Here is an 18222-nt window from a genome sequence, read left to right as displayed (position 1 = left end):
GCTCAGCCCTCGTCGACGCCCAGCTTCTGAAGGATCAGCTCCTTGACGCGCGCCGCGTCCGCCTGACCCCGGGTCGCCTTCATGACCGCGCCGACCAGGGCGCCGACGGCGGCCACCTTGCCGCCCCGGATCTTGTCCACGACGCCCTGGTTGCCGGCGATGGCCTCGTCGACGGCGGTGGTGAGCGCGCCCTCGTCGGAGACGACCTTCAGGCCGCGCTGGTCGACGACCTCGTCCGGCGTGCCCTCACCGGCGATGACGCCCAGGATGACCTGGCGGGCCAGCTTGTCGTTCAGGTCGCCCTTGGTGACGAGCTCGGCGACCCGCGCGACCTGCTCCGGCGTGATCGCCAGCTCGTCGAGCGACTTGCCCGACTCGTTGGCGCTGCGGGCCAGCTCGCCCATCCACCACTTGCGGGCGGAGGCCGCGTCGGCACCGGCGTCGATCGTGGCGAGGATCGGGTCCAGCGCGCCGGCGTTGAGGATCGACTGCATGTCGTTGCCGGAGATGCCCCACTCCTCGCGGAGCCGGTTGCGGCGCACCAGCGGCAGTTCGGGCAGGGTGGCGCGGATCTCCTCGACCCACTCGCGCGCCGGGGCGACCGGTACCAGGTCGGGCTCCGGGAAGTACCGGTAGTCCTCGGCCTCCTCCTTCACGCGGCCCGAGGTCGTGGACCCCGTGTCCTCGTGGAAGTGGCGGGTCTCCTGGATGATCGTGCCGCCGTCGTTCAGCACGGCGGCGTGCCGCTGGATCTCGAAGCGGGCCGCACGCTCGACCGAACGCAGCGAGTTGACGTTCTTGGTCTCGCTGCGGGTGCCGAACTTCTCCCGGCCGTGCGGGCGCAGCGACAGGTTCACGTCGCAGCGCATCTGGCCCATCTCCATGCGGGCGTCGGACACGCCGAGCGCCCGGATGAGTTCGCGCAGTTCACGGACGTAGGCCCGCGCGACCTCGGGGGCACGCTCGCCCGCTCCCTCGATCGGCTTGGTGACGATCTCGATGAGCGGGATGCCCGCGCGGTTGTAGTCGAGCAGGGAGTGCGAGGCGCCGTGGATACGGCCCGTCGCGCCACCGACGTGCATCGACTTGCCGGTGTCCTCCTCCATGTGGGCGCGCTCGATCTGGACGCGGAAGGTCTCGCCGTCCTCCAGTTGCACGTCGAGGTAGCCGTCGAAGGCGATCGGCTCGTCGTACTGGGAGGTCTGGAAGTTCTTCGGCATGTCCGGATAGAAGTAGTTCTTCCGGGCGAAGCGGCACCACTCGGCGATCTCGCAGTTCAGCGCGAGGCCGATCCGGATCGCCGACTCGACGCCGGTCGCGTTGACGACCGGGAGCGCGCCGGGCATGCCGAGGCAGACGGGGCAGGTCTGGGTATTGGGGTCGGCGCCCAGTGCGGTCGAACAGCCGCAGAACATCTTGGTGTGGGTGCCGAGTTCGACATGGACCTCGAGGCCCATGACGGGGTCGTACGACGCCAGCGCGTCCTCGTACGACACCAGGTCGGTCGTGGTGGTCACGGTGAAACTTCCCTCTCAGCCCAGCAGGACGTCGTCGTCGCCCAGGCGTTTCAGCTCGCGGTAGAGGATGGCGAGGTTGGTGACGACCGCTGCTCCGGTCACGACGGCGTCGAGCAGCCGCAGCGTGTCGTGGTCGCCGCGGGCCTTCTTGATCTGCTTGTACACCCCGACGGCGCCGAACGCCGACGTGGCCATCGAGACGTACAGGCCGGACTTCGAGCTCTTGAAGCCCTTGGCCTTGGACAGTGCGCTCACAGCGACGGTGCCTCCTCGATCAGCGGGTGGCCCCACCTTTCCACGAAGGCGGCCTCGACCGCGGCGCCGACCTTGTACAGCCGGTCGTCCTTCATGGCGGGGGCGATGATCTGCAGCCCCACCGGCAGGTTGTCCTCGGGTGCGAGGCCGCAGGGCAGCGACATGGCCGCGTTGCCCGCCAGGTTGGTGGGGATGGTGCACAGGTCGGCCAGGTACATCGCCATCGGGTCGTCGGCGCGCTCGCCGATCGGGAAGGCGGTGGTCGGGGTCGTCGGGGAGACGATCACGTCGACCTGCTCGAAGGCCTGCTCGAACTCCTGCTTGATCAGGGTGCGGACCTTCTGGGCGCTGCCGTAGTACGCGTCGTAGTAGCCCGAGCTCAGGGCGTACGTGCCGAGCATGACGCGGCGCTTGACCTCGGGACCGAAGCCGGCCTCGCGGGTCAGGGAGGTGACCTCCTCGGCGGAGTGCGTGCCGTCGTCGCCGACGCGCGCGCCGTAGCGCAGGCCGTCGAAGCGGGCGAGGTTGGAGGAGCACTCGGACGGCGCGATCAGGTAGTACGCGGAGAGCGCGAGGTCGAAGGACGGACAGTCCAGCTCGACGACCTCGGCGCCCAGCTCCTTCAGCAGTTCGACGGACTCGTCGAAGCGCTGGACGACGCCGGGCTGGTAGCCCTCGCCGCGGAACTGCTTGACGACGCCGACGCGCATGCCGGAGACCGAGCCGTTGCGGGCGGCCTCGACGACCGCGGGGACCGGGGCGTCGATGGAGGTGGAGTCCATCGGGTCGTGTCCGGCGATCACCTCGTGCAGCAGGGCCGCGTCCAGGACCGTACGGGCGCAGGGGCCGCCCTGGTCGAGGGAGGAGGAGAAGGCCACCATGCCGTAGCGGGAGACGCCGCCGTACGTCGGCTTGACGCCGACCGTGCCGGTGACGGCGGCGGGCTGGCGGATGGAACCGCCGGTGTCGGTGCCGATGGCGAGCGGCGCCTGGAAGGCCGCGAGCGCGGCGGAGGAGCCGCCGCCGGAGCCGCCGGGGATCCTGGTGAGGTCCCACGGGTTGCCGGTCGGGCCGTACGCGCTGTTCTCCGTCGAGGACCCCATGGCGAACTCGTCCATGTTGGTCTTGCCGAGGATGACGACGTCGGCGGCCTTGAGGCGCTGGGTGACGGTCGCGTCGTACGGCGGGATCCAGCCCTCGAGGATCTTCGAACCGACGGTGGTGGGGATGCCCTCGGTGGTGAAGATGTCCTTGAGTGCGAGCGGGACGCCGGCCAGCGGGCCGAGCCTCTCGCCGCGCTCGCGCTTGGCGTCGACGGCACGGGCCTGGGCGAGGGCGCCCTCGCGGTCGACGTGCAGGAAGGCGTGCACCTTCTCGTCGACGGCCTCGATGCGGGCCAGGTGGGCCTCGGTGACCTCGACGGCCGTCAGCTCGCCGGAGGCGATCTTCGCGGCGATCTCGGCCGCGGTGAGCTTGATGATGTCGCTCATGGCGGTTACTCCTCCCCCAGGATCTGCGGCACCTTGAATCGCTGCTGCTCCTGGGCCGGGGCGCCGGAGAGCGCCTGCTCGGGCGTGAGCGACGGACGGACCTCGTCCGGCCGCATGACGTTCGTCAGCGGGAGCGGGTGCGAGGTCGGCGGTACGTCTTGGTCGGCGACCTCGCTGACGCGGGCGACCGCGCCGATGATGTCGTCCAGCTGTCCCGCGAAGTGCTCGAGCTCTTCGGGCTTCAGCTCCAGACGCGCCAGCCGGGCGAGGTGGGCGACCTCCTCGCGCGTGATGCCAGGCATGCAGCGTTCCTCTGGGGTGAGTGTGTGTGGTGTGGGCAAATCGGCTTTCGCAAGTCGGTTTGGCCCAATCCTATGGGTCGGGGGCCGGTGCGCGTGAAACGGTCGCCCTCAGCGCCGGAGCGACGGCGCCGGAGCGACCCCAAGGGGCGCCGGCCCCGTCGCTATCCCACTCGCCCCGGGTCGTCCGCCGCGGCTGCCGGAAGGGCCGCGGCGGGACGCTGCCAGCCGCGGTCGCCGCGGGCCAGCAGCCAGGCCGTGGTCTCCTCCGGCGGCATCGCGGCCGCGACCAGCCAGCCCTGTACGGCGTCGCAGCCCAGGTCGCGCAGGCGCTCCCAGGTCTCGTCGTCCTCCACGCCCTCGGCGACGACGAGCAGACCGAGCGAGTGCGCGAGGTCGACGGTGCAGCGCACGATGGCCGCGTCCTCGGCGTCGACGGCCAGCCGGGCCACGAACGAGCGGTCGATCTTGAGCTCGCTGACCGGGAGTTTGCGCAGGTGGACGAGGGAGGAGTAGCCGGTGCCGAAGTCGTCCAGGGACATCTTCACGCCGTGTCCGGTCAGCGCGTTGAGGGTGTCGGCGGCGCGCTGCGGGTCCTCCAGGAGGACGTGTTCCGTGATCTCCAGTTGGAGCGCTCCCGCCGGGACGCCGTGCCGGGCGAGGCGGGCGGCGACCGCGCCCGCGAAGCCGGGTGTGTGGACGTCGCGCGGGGAGACGTTGACCGCGACGGGCACGAACAGGCCCTGGGAGCGCCACTGGGCGACCTGTTCGAGCGCCGTCTCCAGCACGTACTCGGTGAGGTGGGGCATCAGTCCGGAGGACTCGGCGATCGCTATGAACTCGTCCGGCGGCACCCTGCCCCGCTCGGGGTGCACCCAGCGGACCAGGGCCTCCAGGCCCGCGACCTGTCCGTCGAAGCGGACCTTGGGCTGGTAGTGCAGCTGGACCTCGTGGGCGTCCAGGGCCCGGCGCAGGTCGCCCAGCAGCCCGAGCCGGTCCGGGGTGTTGGAGTCCCGCTTGGACTCGTAGACCTCCACACCCGTACGGTCCCGCTTCGCCTGGTACATCGCCACGTCCGTGCGGCGCAGCAGCCCTTCGGCGTCCAGCGCGTGGTCGGGGAAGACGGCGACGCCGGCGCTGGCCTCCAGGACGAGGGTGAGCCCGTCCAGGTCCATCGGGGAACTGAGCGCGGCCACCAGGCTCCGGGCGATCCGGGTCGCCGACGTGGTCGAGTCGGCGACGGGCAGCAGGACGGCGAACTCGTCGCCACCGAGCCGCGCGGCCTCCGCTCCGCGCGGCAGGGCCTGCCGCAGCCGGTCGGCGGTCTGCAACAGCAGCCGATCGCCGGCGAGGTGTCCGAGCGTGTCGTTGACCGACCGGAAGCGGTCGAGGTCGATCAGCATCAGGGCGGCGCGGGCCCCGATGCGCTCGGCGTCGTCCAGGGCGGTCCAAATCCGCTCGAGCAGCCACTGGCGGTTGGGCAGTCCGGTGAGCGGGTCGCGCAGCTGCTCCTCGGCCCGGGCGCGGGCGATCCACAGGGTGGAGTCGAGGGCGATCAGCGGGATGGAGAACAGCGGCAGCAGCAGCGGCTTGGCGACGGCGACCACGCAGACCAGCGGGGCGATGCCGAGCAGCGCGACGGCGACCAGGCCCTGTCTGGCCAGGGCGGAGCGGGCGACGGTGGGCAGGCCTGGGCGCGGTGTCTGCAGGTACCACAGCAGGGCGCGGGTGACGGCGAGATAGGCGACGGCGACGAGCACCACCTTGGGCGCCGCGTACACCCCCCAGGTGTTCGGGTCCCAGGGGTCCTCCACGGTCGGTACGGAGCCGCAGACGCCCAGCAGCAGGGCGCCCGCGGCGATGCCGAGGATGTCCACCGCGCCGTGCAGGACGCCCTGCCGCCAGCGGCCCCGGCGGGCTATACCGACCAGGACGACGACGGTGAGGCTGACCAGGCCGGCCGGGAGCCAGCCGTACAGCAGCAGGACGGCGAGGGTGAGGGCGGCGCCGGAGCCGGTGCCGCCCCACCAGCGGGAGCGGCCGAGCATCACCAGGTGGCCGACGACGATGCCGGTCAGCACGGCCAGGGACCAGCCGACGGTGCCGGACGGGAAGAGGGCCTGGCCGTCGGTGAAGGCCCGGTAGAAGCCGGCGCCCAGCACGAAGGCGGCGGCCGCGACGACCGCCGCGGGCAACGCGGGCCCTCCCAGGTGCCGTTCGCCGTCGTGGCCCGTGTCGGTATCAGCGCCGGTGCCGGTGCCGGACAGGACGGGGGGGTGGCGGACGGTCGGCGGCGCGGAGCCGCGACCGGTGGTGGACGGCCCCGAGCCGCGAGCGGTGACCGGCGGCCCGGAGCCACGACCGGTGACCGGCGACGCGGTGCCGCGGGCGGCGGCGGGCGGCCCGGAGCCGCGGGCGGCGGCCGTGGGATGCGGTGCGCCACCACCGCGCTGCCCGAGCCACCGGCTCACGTGCCACGCGCCCACCATGCGACGCAGGCGCAGCCGTGAGCCCGCGGCGGCGCTCTCGGTCGGTTCCATTCCCGTCCCTCTCACAGCCGGCGGTGCCCACGCCACACGGCCCCCGCCTCGACCACCATCAACGGCTCCGCGTCGGAGACCTCTTCCTCCCGTCCCTCGGGGCAGGGGGATGCCCCGACCGCAGCCGGGCACGGCGGGCGCACAACCTCAACAGTAGGCCGCGGAGGGCTTCCAGGGGCACCGGTCGTCGGCGGTTGCCCGAATGCGTCCTGGCCACCCGTATGCATCTGATATGCGCCGAACGGGTGGCCTTCAACCGCTATTCCTCAGCCGAAAGTGCGACGTCGGCCGCCGCTTCGGGTCCTTGTTCGAGCAGGACGGTGAAACCGTCCTCGTTCAGAACCGGTACTTTCAGTTGCATCGCCTTGTCGTACTTCGACCCGGGGCTGTCACCGACCACCACGAACGACGTCTTCTTGGAGACCGACCCGGTCACCTTCGCGCCTCTGCTCTGCAGGGCGTCCTTGGCTCCGTCCCGGGTGAAGTTCTCCAGGGTGCCGGTGACCACGACGGTCAGCCCCTGGAGCGGCCGGGGCCCCTCGTCCTCCCCCGTCGACCGGTCCTCCAGCGGGACTCCGGCCGCCTTCCACTTGCGGACGATCTCGCGGTGCCACTCCTCGGCGAACCACTCCTTGAGGGCGGTGGCGATGATCGGGCCGACGCCTTCGGTGTTCGACAACTCCGCCTCGGTGGCCTGCTCGATGCGGTCGAGTGAGCGGAACTCGCGGGCCAGTGCCTGGGCGGCGACGGGCCCGACGTGCCGGATGGAGAGCCCGTTGAGGAAGCGGGCCAGCGGACGGGTCTTCGCCTCCCCGATGTGCTGCAGCAGCGCGAGCGTGTTCTTCTTCGGCTCACCCTCCTTGTTGGCGAAGACCGTGACGATCTTCTCCTCGCCCGTCCTGGGGTCGCGCTTGGGCAGCCCGCTGTCCGGGTCGAGGACGTACGCCTTGATGGGCAGCAGCTTCTCGACGGTGAGGTCGAAGAGGTCGCCCTCGTCCACCAGCGGTGGCTCGGACGGTTCCAGCGGACCGGTCAGCGCGGCGGCCACGACACCACCGAAGTGCTCGATGTCCAGGCACTCCCGGCCCGCGAGGTAGGAGACACGCTCACGCAACTGGGCGGGGCACGTGCGGGCGTTGGGGCAACGGAGGTCGATGTCGCCCTCCTTCATCGCCTTCAGGGGCGTCCCGCACTCGGGGCACTCGGCCGGCATGACGAACTCCCGTTCGCCGCCGCCCCGCAGGTCGGCGACCGGGCCGAGGATCTCCGGGATCACGTCACCGGCCTTGCGCAACACCACGGTGTCGCCGATGAGTACGCCCTTGGCCTTGACGACCTCCTGGTTGTGCAGCGTGGCGAACTCCACCTCGCTGCCGGCCACCGTGACCGGCTCGACCTGCGCGTACGGCGTGACTCGGCCGGTGCGGCCGACACCCACCTTGATGTCGACGAGCTTGGTGTTGACCTCTTCCGGCGCGTACTTGTAGGCGATGGCCCAGCGCGGTGCGCGGGCCGTGGAGCCGAGCCGTCCCTGGAGGCGGATCTCGTCGAGCTTGACGACGACACCGTCGATCTCGTGCGCCACGGAGTGCCGGTTCTCGCCGTAGTACGCGATGAACTCCCGTACGCCGTCGAGTCCGTCGACCACCCTGTTGTGCGGGGAGGTGGGCAGGCCCCAGGTCTTCAGCAGGTCGTAGGCCTGGGAGAGGCGGGTCATGCCCTTGAAGCCCTCCAGGACGCCGATGCCGTGGACGACCATGTGCAGCGGTCGGGTGGCGGTGACGCGCGGGTCCTTCTGGCGCAGCGAACCCGCCGCCGCGTTGCGCGGGTTGGCGAAGGGCTTGTCCCCCGCCTCGTTCAGCCGCTTGTTGAGCTCCTGGAACTTCTCCATCGGGAAGTAGACCTCGCCGCGGATCTCCACGAGGTCGGGGACCTCGTCCCCCGTGAGGCGCTCCGGGATATCGGCGATGGTGCGGACGTTGGGGGTGATGTCCTCGCCGGTGCGGCCGTCGCCGCGGGTGGCCGCGCGGACGAGCCGGCCCCGCTCGTAGGTGAGGTTGACGGCGAGTCCGTCGACCTTCAACTCGCACAGGAAGTGGTACTTCTGCTCGCCCAGCTCCCTGGCGATGCGCTCGGTCCAGGCGGCGAGCTCGTCGTCGTTGAAGGTGTTGTCGAGGGAGAGCATGCGCGAGCGGTGCTCTACGGCCGTGAACTCCGTCTCGTAGGACCCGGCGACCTTCTGGGTGGGAGAGTCCGGGGTGCGCAGCTCCGGATACTCCTCCTCCAGCTCCTCCAGGGAACGCAGCAGCCGGTCGAAGTCCGCGTCACTGACGACGGGGGCGTCCTTCACGTAGTACCGGAAGCGGTGCTCCTCGATCCGCTCAGCGAGCTGCACGTGCTTCTCGCGCGCCTCGGCGGGCACGCTCGTCGTCTCCGCCTGCTTGTCGCCGGCCACCGTGTTGTCCTCCCGTTACTCTGGGTTGTCCGCGAGGGATCTCGCCGCCCGGGCGCAGTGGGCGAGCGCCCGGCGGGCGTACTCGGGGGACGCGCCCGCGAGTCCGCACGCCGGCGTCACGGTGACCGCTTCCGTGAGAAGCCCCGGATGCAGCCCCAGCCTGCGCCACAGCGTTCTGACCCCCATGACGCTACCGGCAGGGTCTGACAATGCGGTGTCCGTGCCCGGCACGACACCGGCCAGCAGCCGGGTGCCGCCCTCGACGGCCTCGCCGATCACGTCGTCGTCACGCTCGGTGAGGAGCGAGAAGTCGAAGGAGACGCCCGTGACGCCGACCCGGCGCAGCAGGGCGAACGGCACGTCCGGTGCGCAGGAGTGGACCACGACGGGTCCGTCGCCGTGCACTCCCGCGACATCGCGGAGCGCGGCCTCGACGACCTGGCGGTCGACGGCCCGATGGGTGCGGTAGCCGCTGGCGCTCCGTACCTGGCCGCGCAGGACGGCGGTGAGGGACGGCTCGTCGAGCTGGAGCACGATCCGGGCGCCGGGCACCCGGCGCCCGACCTCGGCGAGGTGCAGGCGCAGCCCTTCCGCGAGCGAGGCGGCGAGGTCGCGGGACGCGCCGGCGTCGGAGAGGACCGCCTCGCCGTTCCTGAGCTCCAGGGCGGCGGCCAGCGTCCAGGGGCCGACGGCCTGGACCTTCAGCGGCCCCTCGTAGCCCTGGGTGAACTCCTCCAGGGCGTCGAGGTCCTCCCCGAGCCAGGCCCGGGCCCGCTTGGTGTCGCGGCCCGGCCGGTCGCCGAGCCGCCAGCCGCTGGGCTCCACGCGCGCGTACAGCTCGACGAGCATCCCGGCGGTGCGTCCGATCATGTCGGCGCCGGGGCCGCGGGCGGGCAGCTCGGGGAGGTACGGGAAGTCCTCGAAGGTGCCGGTGACTGTCTTGACGGCCTCACGGGCGTCGTCCCCCGGCAGGGAGCCGATGCCGGTGGCGGGGCCGAAGCGCGGGCTGGTCTGGCTGTTGTCGCTCACCCGGCCAGCCTATGCGGCAGGACGCGGCCCGCGCCCCGGTGGGCCGTCACCGTCCCGGGCGCACCGTCAGGTCGTTGACCTCCGCGTCCCTGGGCAGGTCCAGGGCCATGAGGATCGTCGTGGCGACGGACTCGGGGTCGATCCACTTCGTGGGGTCGTACTCCTTGCCCTCCTGCTGGTGCACCTTGGCCTGCATGGGGCTGGTGGTGCGGCCGGGGTAGACGGAGGTGACGCGGACGCCGTTCGCGTGCTCCTCCTGGCGCAGGGCGTCGGCCAGGGCCTTCAGGCCGTGCTTGGAGGCGGCGTACGCGGACCAGCCGGCGTGGGCGTTCAGGCCGGATCCCGAGTTGACGAACAGCACGTGGCCCTGGGCGACGCGCAGCTGGGGCAGGAAGAGGCGGGTCAGCTCGGCGGGGGCGATCAGGTTGACGCCCAGCTGGTTGCGCCAGGTCTTCGGGGTGAGCTCGCCGACCGGGCCGAGGTCGACCACCCCGGCGATGTGCAGCAGCGAGTCCACGCGGTCGGGCAGGGTCTGGTGCGAGAAGGCCCAGGAGAGCTTCTCCGGGTCGGCCAGGTCGCCGACCAGCGTCTTGGCGCCGGGGAACGCGGCCGCCAGTTCCTTCGCCCGGCCCGCGTCGCGCGCGTGGAGCACGACCTCGTCGCCGCGCTCGTGCAGGCGGCGGGTGACGGCGGCGCCGATGCCGGAGCCCGCTCCGGTGATCACATGTGTAGCCATGCCCGCCATGCTCGCACCACCGCGGCCTCACTCGATGCCCTGGCTCTCCTCCAGGTAGGCCAGCGCCCCGACGGGCTCCTCGGCGAAGAACACCAGCTCGGTGAGGGGGCGGGGCAGGAACCCCTCGTCCTCCATCCGGCGGAACTGCTCCTTGAGCCCGTCGTAGAAGCCCGCCGTGTTGAGCAGGACGACCGGCTTGTCGGTGTGCCCGTGCTTCTTCAGCTCCAGGATCTCCGTGGCCTCGTCCAGCGTGCCGGTGCCGCCCACCATGATCACCACGGCGTCGGCCTTCTCCAGCAGCAGCCGCTTGCGCTCGGCGAGGTCCCGGGCGATCACCATCTCGTCGGCGCCCTCGCGCGCCTTGGCCGCCAGGAAGTCGACCGAGACCCCGAGCAGGCGTCCCCCGGCCTCCTGCACTCCGTCGGCGACGACCTTCATCAGACCGACGTCGGAGCCGCCCCAGACGAGGGTGTGACCGCCCTTGCCCAGCAGTTCGGCGAACTCCCGCGCGGGGCGCGTGTAGCGGTCGTCGAGGTCGGCGGCGGAGAGGAAGACGCAGATGTTCATGGGGCAACGGTACGTTCGGCGCCCCACGGGGAAGAACCCGGCTTCCGGCCGCGCTGTAGTGACCGGGGCCACTGCCACCAAGGAGGACGATCGTGGGACTCGAAAAGCTCAAGGGACTCAAGGGACACCGCATCACCGTCGAGCCCAGCGACCGGCACGTGCGCGTGGTGCACGGCGGGCAGGTCCTGGCGGAGAGCGACGAGGCACTGGTCCTGCGGGAGACAGGCCTTCCGGAGCGGTACTACCTCCCGCCCCGGGACGTACGCCTCGACCTGCTGACCCCGTCCGACACGCAGACGCACTGCCCCTTCAAGGGCGACGCGTCCTACTGGTCGCTGCCCCAGGCGGCGGACGTCGTCTGGGCGTACCCTGACCCGAAGCCGGAGGTACGGGACATCAAGGACCACCTGTGCTTCTACGAGGTCGAGGTGTCCTGACCGATTTACGCCCTGCCCGATGTGAATCCCGACCGGGCATGATCTGCGGTGCCGGCAGATCCCCACGTGAACGTTGGTCGGGGTCACCTCACCGCACCCCGCCACAGCTCGGGCTCCTCCTCGGCGAAACGACGTTCACGCTCGTTGGCGTCCGGGAGCACGCTCCGCAGGCGCCTGCGAAACTCGGCTCCGTGGCCGGACGCCCGCAGGTGACACAGTTCGTGCACGAGGACGAGGTCCACCAGCGCGGGCGGCAGCTGGAGAACGGCCCAGTGAACGCTGATCGTCCCGTCGGGATCGCAGGCGCCCCAGCGAGTGCCCAGGTCGCGGACCACAAGCCCTTTTGGTGAGACTCCGACGACGCCGGCGAACGAGGGCATGCGGAGGCCCAGCCAGCGACGGCCGCAGTCGGTGTACCAGTCGGCGATGCGCCGTCCGCCCTCGCGTCGATCGTCGGACCGGGGGAGTTCGAGCCGCCCCTGGTGCAGCCGAACATGTCGGTGTCCCTCGTCCGCCGGGATGACCAACAGCCGGTGCCGGCGGCCGAGGTAGGCGAAGCCCGTTCCGTCCACCAGTTCCTTGACCTGCTCGGCCGGTCGTCTCCGTCGCCGCCGCACCTCGTCCGCGAGCCGTGGCAGCCGGGCCCTCACCGCGTCGGCCACTTGACGCGGATCCGCGTCCGGCGGGACGGCGAAGCGCACCCCGCCGTCCGGCGCGACGTCGATGCCCAGGGTGCGGCGGCGGGGCCGGACGACGAACTCCCACTCCCACTCTTCGGGGAGCGGCAGGGAGGCGATCGCCTGCTGGACGGGGTGGACGGTGCCGGTCACCCGCTCTTCCTACCACCCGTGTACGACGGTCCTGTGACGACGGTGGCTTCGCCGACCGGGTGCGGCCCGCCCGGTCACTCCGTCCGGCGCCTGTAGCGCAGGAAGTCGGCGTGTCGGTTGCGTGCGAGCTCCACCAGGTCTGTGGCCAGGTCCCCGACCCGGGCCCAGTCCATGTGCAGGTCGCTCTCCAGGTAGAGGCGCAGTTCCCTGCGCACCCTGATCTGGGTGTCGGCCAGGGTGACGAAGTCCTGGGAGCCGACGAGCCGTGCGATCTTCGCGGTGAGCCCGAGGGCCCCCTGCACGAGATCCGCCCCTTCCGGCGCCCCGGTCTCCTCGACCACATCCTTCAAGAGTCCGTACACCGGCTGCTCGGTCCACCGGTCGAGTTCGCGTATCCGGTCGTCCCCGTCGTTCGGACCGGGCCCGTCCCCTTCGGCCGCCACCACGTCGGCCACCAGAACCGCGAGTGCGGCGGCGGCCTGTTCGAAGTCGTCGCTCATCGAACGGACGATCTCCTCCAACCGTTCGCTGAACCGCTGGTAGCGCGCCGGGTCCGAGCCGAGGCGTGCGTCGATGTGCAGCCGGAGCCTGCTGCGCATGTAGTCGGTCCTGGTCCGCGGATCCGGGTTCGCGCCGACCTTCTCCATGAAGTCGACCGCGGTCAGCTCCACCGACGGCACCCGTTCCTCGATCGCCGACACCCTCAGGTGGCGGGAGATGAGCCGGCGCACCTTGGCACCGTAGCGGCGCGGGCTGAAGTCGTCGCGGCTGTCCAGGTACCGCTGCCGGGCCAGGTACTGGACCTCACCGAGCAGCCGGGCCTCAGTCTCGTACTTGAGCGCGGCCGGCCTCGGCAGTACGGCGTTGAGGGCGGTGAGGAAGTCCCGTACGAGTTCGTCGAACTCGCCCATCAGCGTCGGGTCTGCGAGTGCGGCGAGCAGGTCCTCTCGCTGCGCCTCGGCGCGGAGTGAGGTGATGCCCCGGTCGGCGAGGAGCCGGGTGATCTGGGTGCGCAGGTCGTCGAGCCGGTTGTCGGCGGCAGCCTCGGTCTCCAGCCACATCCGGTCGCGGACGGGCTGTGCGCCCTGGTAGTCCGGCGCCAGGTGGTCGAGGGACAGGTCCTGGTAGCCGTACACGGCCCGCAGGTGGGCCGCGTCGTACTCGTCCATGGAACGGGAGAGTTCGGGCCCCACCCCGATGTAGTCGACGATCTGGCCCCACTCCTTGTGCGGATAGAGGCGGTTGGTGCGGGCGACCGCCTGGAGCAGTCCGACGCCGGAGAGCGGGCAGTCGAGGTAGAGCACCTGTTCCACGGGGGCGTCGAAGCCGGTGAGGAGCATGGACTGGACGACCAGGAAGGCCATCGGGTCGTCCTCGTCCTCGGTCCTCCCGGTGCCGCCACGGATGTCCGGCGAAGCCTCGCCGTCCCAGGGATCGTCACCCGTCACGAGGTGGCCACCGGGGTACGTGGCTGCGCTCGGCCTGCCGTGGGTCGAGGCGTCCCACGACGGGTCGTGTGCTGCCGCGTGCGGATCGCCGAGCCCCTGCTTGAACCGCGCGATGTGCGCGTCCTGCCGGGACTTGGCGGTCCAGGTCTTCCAGTCCGCCGGGTCCTTCGCCTTCGCCTGCCCCGAGGACGCCTGGGAGATGACCACGGCGGCGTCGATGGAGCGGAGCAGCGGCAGGTGCGGCAGGAGATCCAGCAGTTCGCGCTCGTCCGGCGAGGCGGAGTCGTAGCCGTTCGGGTCGTGCACCAGGTCGGGATCGAGTTGCTCGGCCCTCGCCACGAGGCGGTCGCGGGCGTCCAGCAGCGCGCCGCGATACCGGACGGCCGCCTTCCGGGACACGGTGACGATCTGCGCCCCGAACCGGTCGGGCAGGGCCGTGCGCGTCCAGTGGGACAGCATGTGCTCGGCCTTGTCCGCGATCACGGAGGGGGATTCGAGCACTTCCTTCTTCCGGGCGAACTTCCGCAGCACCTGCTCCCGCTGCTTCGATTCCTTGGGCGCCTCGATGTCGAAGGAGGCGTCCAGTACGGCTTTCTCGATGACCTCCAGGTCGACGTGGTGCGCCTCGTAGCGCACGGGGACGACGGCGCCGTCGGTCTCGGCGTCGCGCAGGGTGTAGGTGTCGGTGAAGCCGCCGAAGATGTCCTCGGTGGTCTTGCGCGCCTTACTGAGGATGGGGGTGCCGGTGAAGCCGACCAGTACGGCGTTCGGCAGCATGGCGCGCAGCCGGGCGTGCTGCCAGGCGAGGTGTCCCCGGTGTGCCTCGTCCACGAGGACGACGATGTCGTGCCCCGGATTGGCGACATGATTCTGCACCCGGTCCTGCTCGGCCGGCGTCTCGGCGAGCTTCTCCTCGCGGCCGTCCCAGGCCGTGTCGTCCCGTCGGGCCTTCTGAAGCATGACCAGGACGACGTCGGGGACGTCCACCGCGAGGTACTGGCGGGCCTGCTCGACCGACCGGGAACGGTAGATGTCCTCGTCGGCGGCGGCGAGACTGCGCCGGATCTGTTTCTCCAGGTCGATGCGGTCGGTGACCACGACGACCTTGTGTCCGCGCAGGTCCTGGGTGCTGCGCAGATGACGGACCAGGAAGGCCATGGTGAGGCTCTTGCCGGAGCCCTGGGTATGCCACACGACACCGCCGCGCTGGTCGACGTCCTCCTTCGCCTCCAGCGCGGTGCGGCGCCCCCGGAGCGTCCCGGCGATGGCGTGCACGGCCCGGAACTGCTGGAACCGGCCCACGGCCTTCACCGTACGACTGCCGTGCCGCGTCTCGGTCGTGAAATCCCGGACGAGAGTGAGGAGATGAGCGGGACGCAGCACGCCCGCGACGAGCGTCTGCTGCGCGGTGAGGTCCCGACCCTCGGGCGTACGGGTCTCGCCTCTTACCTGCGCCTCCGTCGCGGGGGCCACGGTCCGCCAGGGCGCGAAGTGCTTGGCCTCGGCCGTGACGGTGCCGAGTTCGGCGTGCGCCCGGTCCGTCGCGACGAGGAGTTGCGCGAATCTGGAGAACTCGGCGACCGGAGCGGCGGCGTCCACGCCCGCGTAGTCGACGACCTCGATGACCGCCGCGTCGAGGGCGAACCGAGGGTCCTTACGCCGGGTGGTCACGGGCGCCTTGCACTCGATGACGACCCAGGGCAGCCCGTTCACGAAGAGCACCAGGTCCGGAGTAGCGGCCTCGGCGTCGGGCCGCTCCACCCGGAACTGGGACACCGCCAGGAAGTCGTTGCCGTTCTCGAACCGTCCGTCCCAGTCGACGAGCCGGACGTGTTCGGGGTCGCCCTTGCTCCAGCCGGGGAGTGTCCGGGCGGGGATGCCCTCCCGGAGGAGCCGCGTGACGTCCAGGTTCCCGGCGACTCCCCGCCCGGCCGGCCCTCGACCGGGGGCGGTGCCGAGGACACGGGCGAGGATGTGATCGAGCTGCTGCGCGGTGAGCCAGGACGTGCCGTCCTCCGACCGGACGTTGATCCGGGCCACGGCGTTGCGGAACCGGTCCGCGTAGACGACGTCGGTGAACGAGGAGCGTTCCGTGTCCCGGGGACGGGTCGCGGGCTCCCCGGGCGGCGCACCCCGCAGGTGTTCCCACCCCATGACCGTCAACTGTTCGATCAGTGGCCGTTCGACCTTCACGTACTCCGGCTGTTCCGCCACCGGCTCCCCTTGCCCACCCGTTGCCTGTTGCCCGCTGCCGTACGCGTCCGTTCACGTCGTGAACAGAGGTGCGGATCACCCTATCGGCGGAAGCCGGTGCCGTCAGGTGGCGTGGCGCGGTGAGGGCGGCATCCGGTCAACGGTGGGGCGAGGGGGTACTTCGGGAAAGCGTGAGCACTTGGGCCCAAAGCGTTCACGCTTTCACGGAGTGGGCCCTGGTCCGCGGGGGTGGCGCGGCGCGCAGGGGCGTCAGGCGGCGAGAGCGGACGGGCCGGGTTGTGACGGCCCTCTCCCACCACCGACACCGCCGTCTGTCGGCCGGTCCCCACCACCCAGCACCAGCTCGAACCAGATGCTCTTGCCACCGACCCCGAAGGCGGACTCGCCGAGACGGCACCCACCCCAGTCGTCGGCCAGAAGATCGAGGATCAGCAGCCCCCTCCCCCGCTCCTCGTCCGGCCCGGCCGAGGCGAACGGCACGGAAACGAGCGGGCAGGTGTCCGTGACGCTGACCCGCAGCACGGGGTTGGTCCAGCAGAGCCGCACGGTGGCGGGGCCGAGGGAGTACCGGACGGCGTTGGTGGTCAGCTCGGAGGCCAGCAACTCGGCCCGGTCCGTGAACTCTCCCAGCCCATGCGCGCCGAGTACGGCCTTGAGCGTCGTACGGGCGACGGCCGGCCCTCGCGGATCGCGCGGGAAGTGGAGTTCGTACTCCCAGGGCTCGGTGAACGGGATGGGGAGCAGGCCGCAGGTGGCCTGCTCTGCGGCTGGCCCGAGTGGTTCGGGACGTGATGCGGGGCTCGATTCGGGGCGCGGCTCGTGTTCCGGTTCCGCATTCTTCACGCGGCACCTCCTTGTGCATGTGCGTGTCTTGCGCATCTGCGACGAGTTACGGGTTCGGTTCGTTGAGACGGGGTGAGTGGAGTGCGGGTGAGTGGGTGGGTGGGTGGCGGTCTTCACGCCCTGCGGCGCTGCCCGGCCGGCGCCACCCAGAGAGGTGGCCTGCCGCCCGCTCCGCCTCTCGTCGGGCCCGGGGACGAGAGGCGGGGCGGTCGGTGCGCTTCCTCCCCGAGAAGCAGGTGGGTGGCGTGGGTCACACCATAGCCATGCACACTTAACCCGTGTAACCGGACTCACTGGAACGAGTTAAATATTGAAGGCCAGTTGCAGACAGTGAAGAGCGTCGACACACTGTGCGCGAACGAGGGGACGTACGAATGGCACCGCGAGCGACACCAACCATCCGACAGCGGCGATTCGGAGGGGAGTTGAGGCGTCTCCGTGAAGCCGCAGGCATGTCCGCGCCCACAGCGGCCGGCCTCTTGGGGACGGACCGCACCAACATCTCGAACATCGAGGCGGGCAGGTACGGCATCAGCGAGGAACGGCTGCGCCGTCTGGCCAGCATCTACGAATGCGACAACCATGCGCTCGTAGACGCACTGGCCGACATGACCGGCGGCCGGAAGGCGGGCTGGTGGGAGGAGTACCGGGGCAAGATTCCGCCCGGCTTCCTCGATGTGTCAGAGGTTGAGCATCACGCCGTACGACTCCGCACAGCGCAAACTGCGCACCTGCCGGGGCTCTTTCAGACCGAAGCGCACGCAAGGGCGATCTTCGAGCTCATCGTTCCGCCACTCCCCCGACTGGAGGTCGAACTACGTGTGGCGCACCGCATGGCCCGCCAGCGCGTCATCAACGGCCCACACGCGATCCCGTACCTCGGAGTCGTCCACGAATCGGCGCTGAGGATCCAATTGGGCGGTCGCAAGGTGGCACGGGACCAGCTGAACCACCTGCTGACAACGACTGAGCGGGACAACGTGACCTTGCGCGTGATCCCGTTCACGACGGGAGGCTTCCCGATGGCCGGCGATACCGTCCTCTACTCGGAAGCGGCCAACCCGCACCTGGACACCGTGCACATGGACTCGCCGACCGGAGCAGTCTTCTACGACGCACCTATCCAGTTGGAGAACTTCCGCAGACGACTGGACTTGATCGAGAAGGCAGCGTTGACTCCACGGGAGTCGACCGACTTCATCCACATGGTGGCCCGAGAGCTGTAGGAGGTATCCCATGTCGTCTGGACCACGTTGGTACAAGTCGTCACACTCGGAGGAGGGTGGCAACAACTGCGTAGAGGTCGCGGCCTTGGACGACTGCTTCATAGGCATCCGACACAGCGTTCATCCTGCCACGACTTTTTCAATTGAACGGTCTACCTTCACCTCATTCATCAGAGCTGTCCAATCTGGCGCTTTCCAAACACTCTGAACATGAAACTAGACCGAGCCAGCCTACCTGCCGAGGAGCTCATCCATCACTCCGCGCTGAACAACACGAAGCTTGGCGATTTGACGATCCACGACAGCAATGCGAGAGCCAATGGATCGGATCGGACC

15 protein-coding genes are annotated in these 18222 nt (G+C 70.5%); 3 read left to right on the top strand and 12 right to left on the bottom strand.

Features of this window, described 5'->3' with window-relative positions:
• Window positions 1-2: 2 nt before the first annotated feature.
• The 9 genes from gatB to ABEA26_RS20750 all read right to left on the bottom strand — a co-directional run bounded on the left by gatB (window position 3) and on the right by ABEA26_RS20750 (window position 10888).
• Complete coding sequence (gatB, locus tag ABEA26_RS20790) at window positions 3-1517, bottom strand: Asp-tRNA(Asn)/Glu-tRNA(Gln) amidotransferase subunit GatB (protein ID WP_345594311.1); 1515 nt, start codon at window positions 1515-1517, stop codon at window positions 3-5.
• A 15-nt stretch (window positions 1518-1532) separates the two neighbouring features.
• On the bottom strand, window positions 1533-1772 hold the full coding sequence (locus ABEA26_RS20785) for a hypothetical protein (RefSeq protein WP_210960232.1): 240 nt from the start codon (window positions 1770-1772) through the stop codon (window positions 1533-1535).
• A complete protein-coding gene (gatA, locus tag ABEA26_RS20780; RefSeq protein WP_345594307.1) occupies window positions 1769-3262 on the bottom strand; it encodes an Asp-tRNA(Asn)/Glu-tRNA(Gln) amidotransferase subunit GatA in 1494 nt (497 codons plus the stop codon). The genes ABEA26_RS20785 and gatA overlap by 4 nt, the downstream gene beginning before the upstream one ends.
• Window positions 3263-3267: 5 nt before the next feature.
• Window positions 3268-3564 carry an Asp-tRNA(Asn)/Glu-tRNA(Gln) amidotransferase subunit GatC gene (gene gatC / locus ABEA26_RS20775; protein ID WP_003973500.1) on the bottom strand — a complete coding sequence of 99 codons (297 nt, stop codon included), beginning with the start codon at window positions 3562-3564 and terminating at the stop codon, window positions 3268-3270.
• 161 nt (window positions 3565-3725) lie between these two features.
• Entirely contained in the window at window positions 3726-6101 is a 2376-nt protein-coding gene (locus ABEA26_RS20770) for a putative bifunctional diguanylate cyclase/phosphodiesterase (RefSeq protein ID WP_345594305.1), read from the bottom strand.
• A 259-nt stretch (window positions 6102-6360) separates the two neighbouring features.
• Window positions 6361-8556, bottom strand: coding sequence for an NAD-dependent DNA ligase LigA (gene ligA / locus ABEA26_RS20765; protein ID WP_345594304.1), 2196 nt, complete (start codon window positions 8554-8556; stop codon window positions 6361-6363).
• Window positions 8557-8571: 15 nt separating this feature from the next.
• The gene (locus ABEA26_RS20760; RefSeq protein WP_345594303.1) at window positions 8572-9585 is read right to left on the bottom strand and encodes a methionine synthase; all 1014 of its coding nucleotides are present in this window, start codon (window positions 9583-9585) and stop codon (window positions 8572-8574) included.
• Between the two features lie 46 nt (window positions 9586-9631).
• Window positions 9632-10321, bottom strand: coding sequence for an SDR family oxidoreductase (locus ABEA26_RS20755; protein WP_345594302.1), 690 nt, complete (start codon window positions 10319-10321; stop codon window positions 9632-9634).
• A 27-nt stretch (window positions 10322-10348) separates the two neighbouring features.
• A complete protein-coding gene (locus tag ABEA26_RS20750; RefSeq protein WP_345594300.1) occupies window positions 10349-10888 on the bottom strand; it encodes an LOG family protein in 540 nt (179 codons plus the stop codon).
• 92 nt (window positions 10889-10980) lie between these two features.
• Here ABEA26_RS20750 and ABEA26_RS20745 point away from each other — a divergent pair, with 92 nt between their 5' ends.
• Window positions 10981-11325 carry a DUF427 domain-containing protein gene (locus ABEA26_RS20745; RefSeq protein ID WP_345594299.1) on the top strand — a complete coding sequence of 115 codons (345 nt, stop codon included), beginning with the start codon at window positions 10981-10983 and terminating at the stop codon, window positions 11323-11325.
• Between the two features lie 83 nt (window positions 11326-11408).
• Here the strand turns inward: ABEA26_RS20745 and ABEA26_RS20740 are convergent, their stop codons facing one another.
• The 3 genes from ABEA26_RS20740 to ABEA26_RS20730 form a co-directional block, all read right to left on the bottom strand.
• The gene (locus ABEA26_RS20740) at window positions 11409-12155 is read right to left on the bottom strand and encodes a M48 family metallopeptidase (RefSeq protein ID WP_345594297.1); all 747 of its coding nucleotides are present in this window, start codon (window positions 12153-12155) and stop codon (window positions 11409-11411) included.
• Between the two features lie 74 nt (window positions 12156-12229).
• Window positions 12230-15817, bottom strand: a complete 3588-nt coding sequence (locus ABEA26_RS20735; RefSeq protein ID WP_345594295.1) for a type I restriction endonuclease subunit R — start codon at window positions 15815-15817, stop codon at window positions 12230-12232.
• A 249-nt stretch (window positions 15818-16066) separates the two neighbouring features.
• A complete protein-coding gene (locus tag ABEA26_RS20730) occupies window positions 16067-16660 on the bottom strand; it encodes an ATP-binding protein (protein ID WP_345594293.1) in 594 nt (197 codons plus the stop codon).
• A 374-nt stretch (window positions 16661-17034) separates the two neighbouring features.
• Between ABEA26_RS20730 and ABEA26_RS20725 the strand changes: the two genes are divergently transcribed.
• Window positions 17035-17886, top strand: a complete 852-nt coding sequence (locus tag ABEA26_RS20725) for a helix-turn-helix domain-containing protein (protein ID WP_345594291.1) — start codon at window positions 17035-17037, stop codon at window positions 17884-17886.
• A 10-nt stretch (window positions 17887-17896) separates the two neighbouring features.
• Window positions 17897-18094 (top strand): DUF397 domain-containing protein, encoded by a 198-nt coding sequence (locus ABEA26_RS20720; RefSeq protein ID WP_345594289.1) that lies wholly within the window; start codon window positions 17897-17899, stop codon window positions 18092-18094.
• The last annotated feature ends 128 nt before the right edge of the window (window positions 18095-18222 follow it).

The organism is Streptomyces marokkonensis (genome assembly GCF_039539045.1).
GTDB lineage: Bacteria > Actinomycetota > Actinomycetes > Streptomycetales > Streptomycetaceae > Streptomyces > Streptomyces marokkonensis.
The sequence above is the reverse complement of the archived record's forward strand: the minus strand, read 5'-3'. Positions and strand labels throughout refer to the sequence as shown.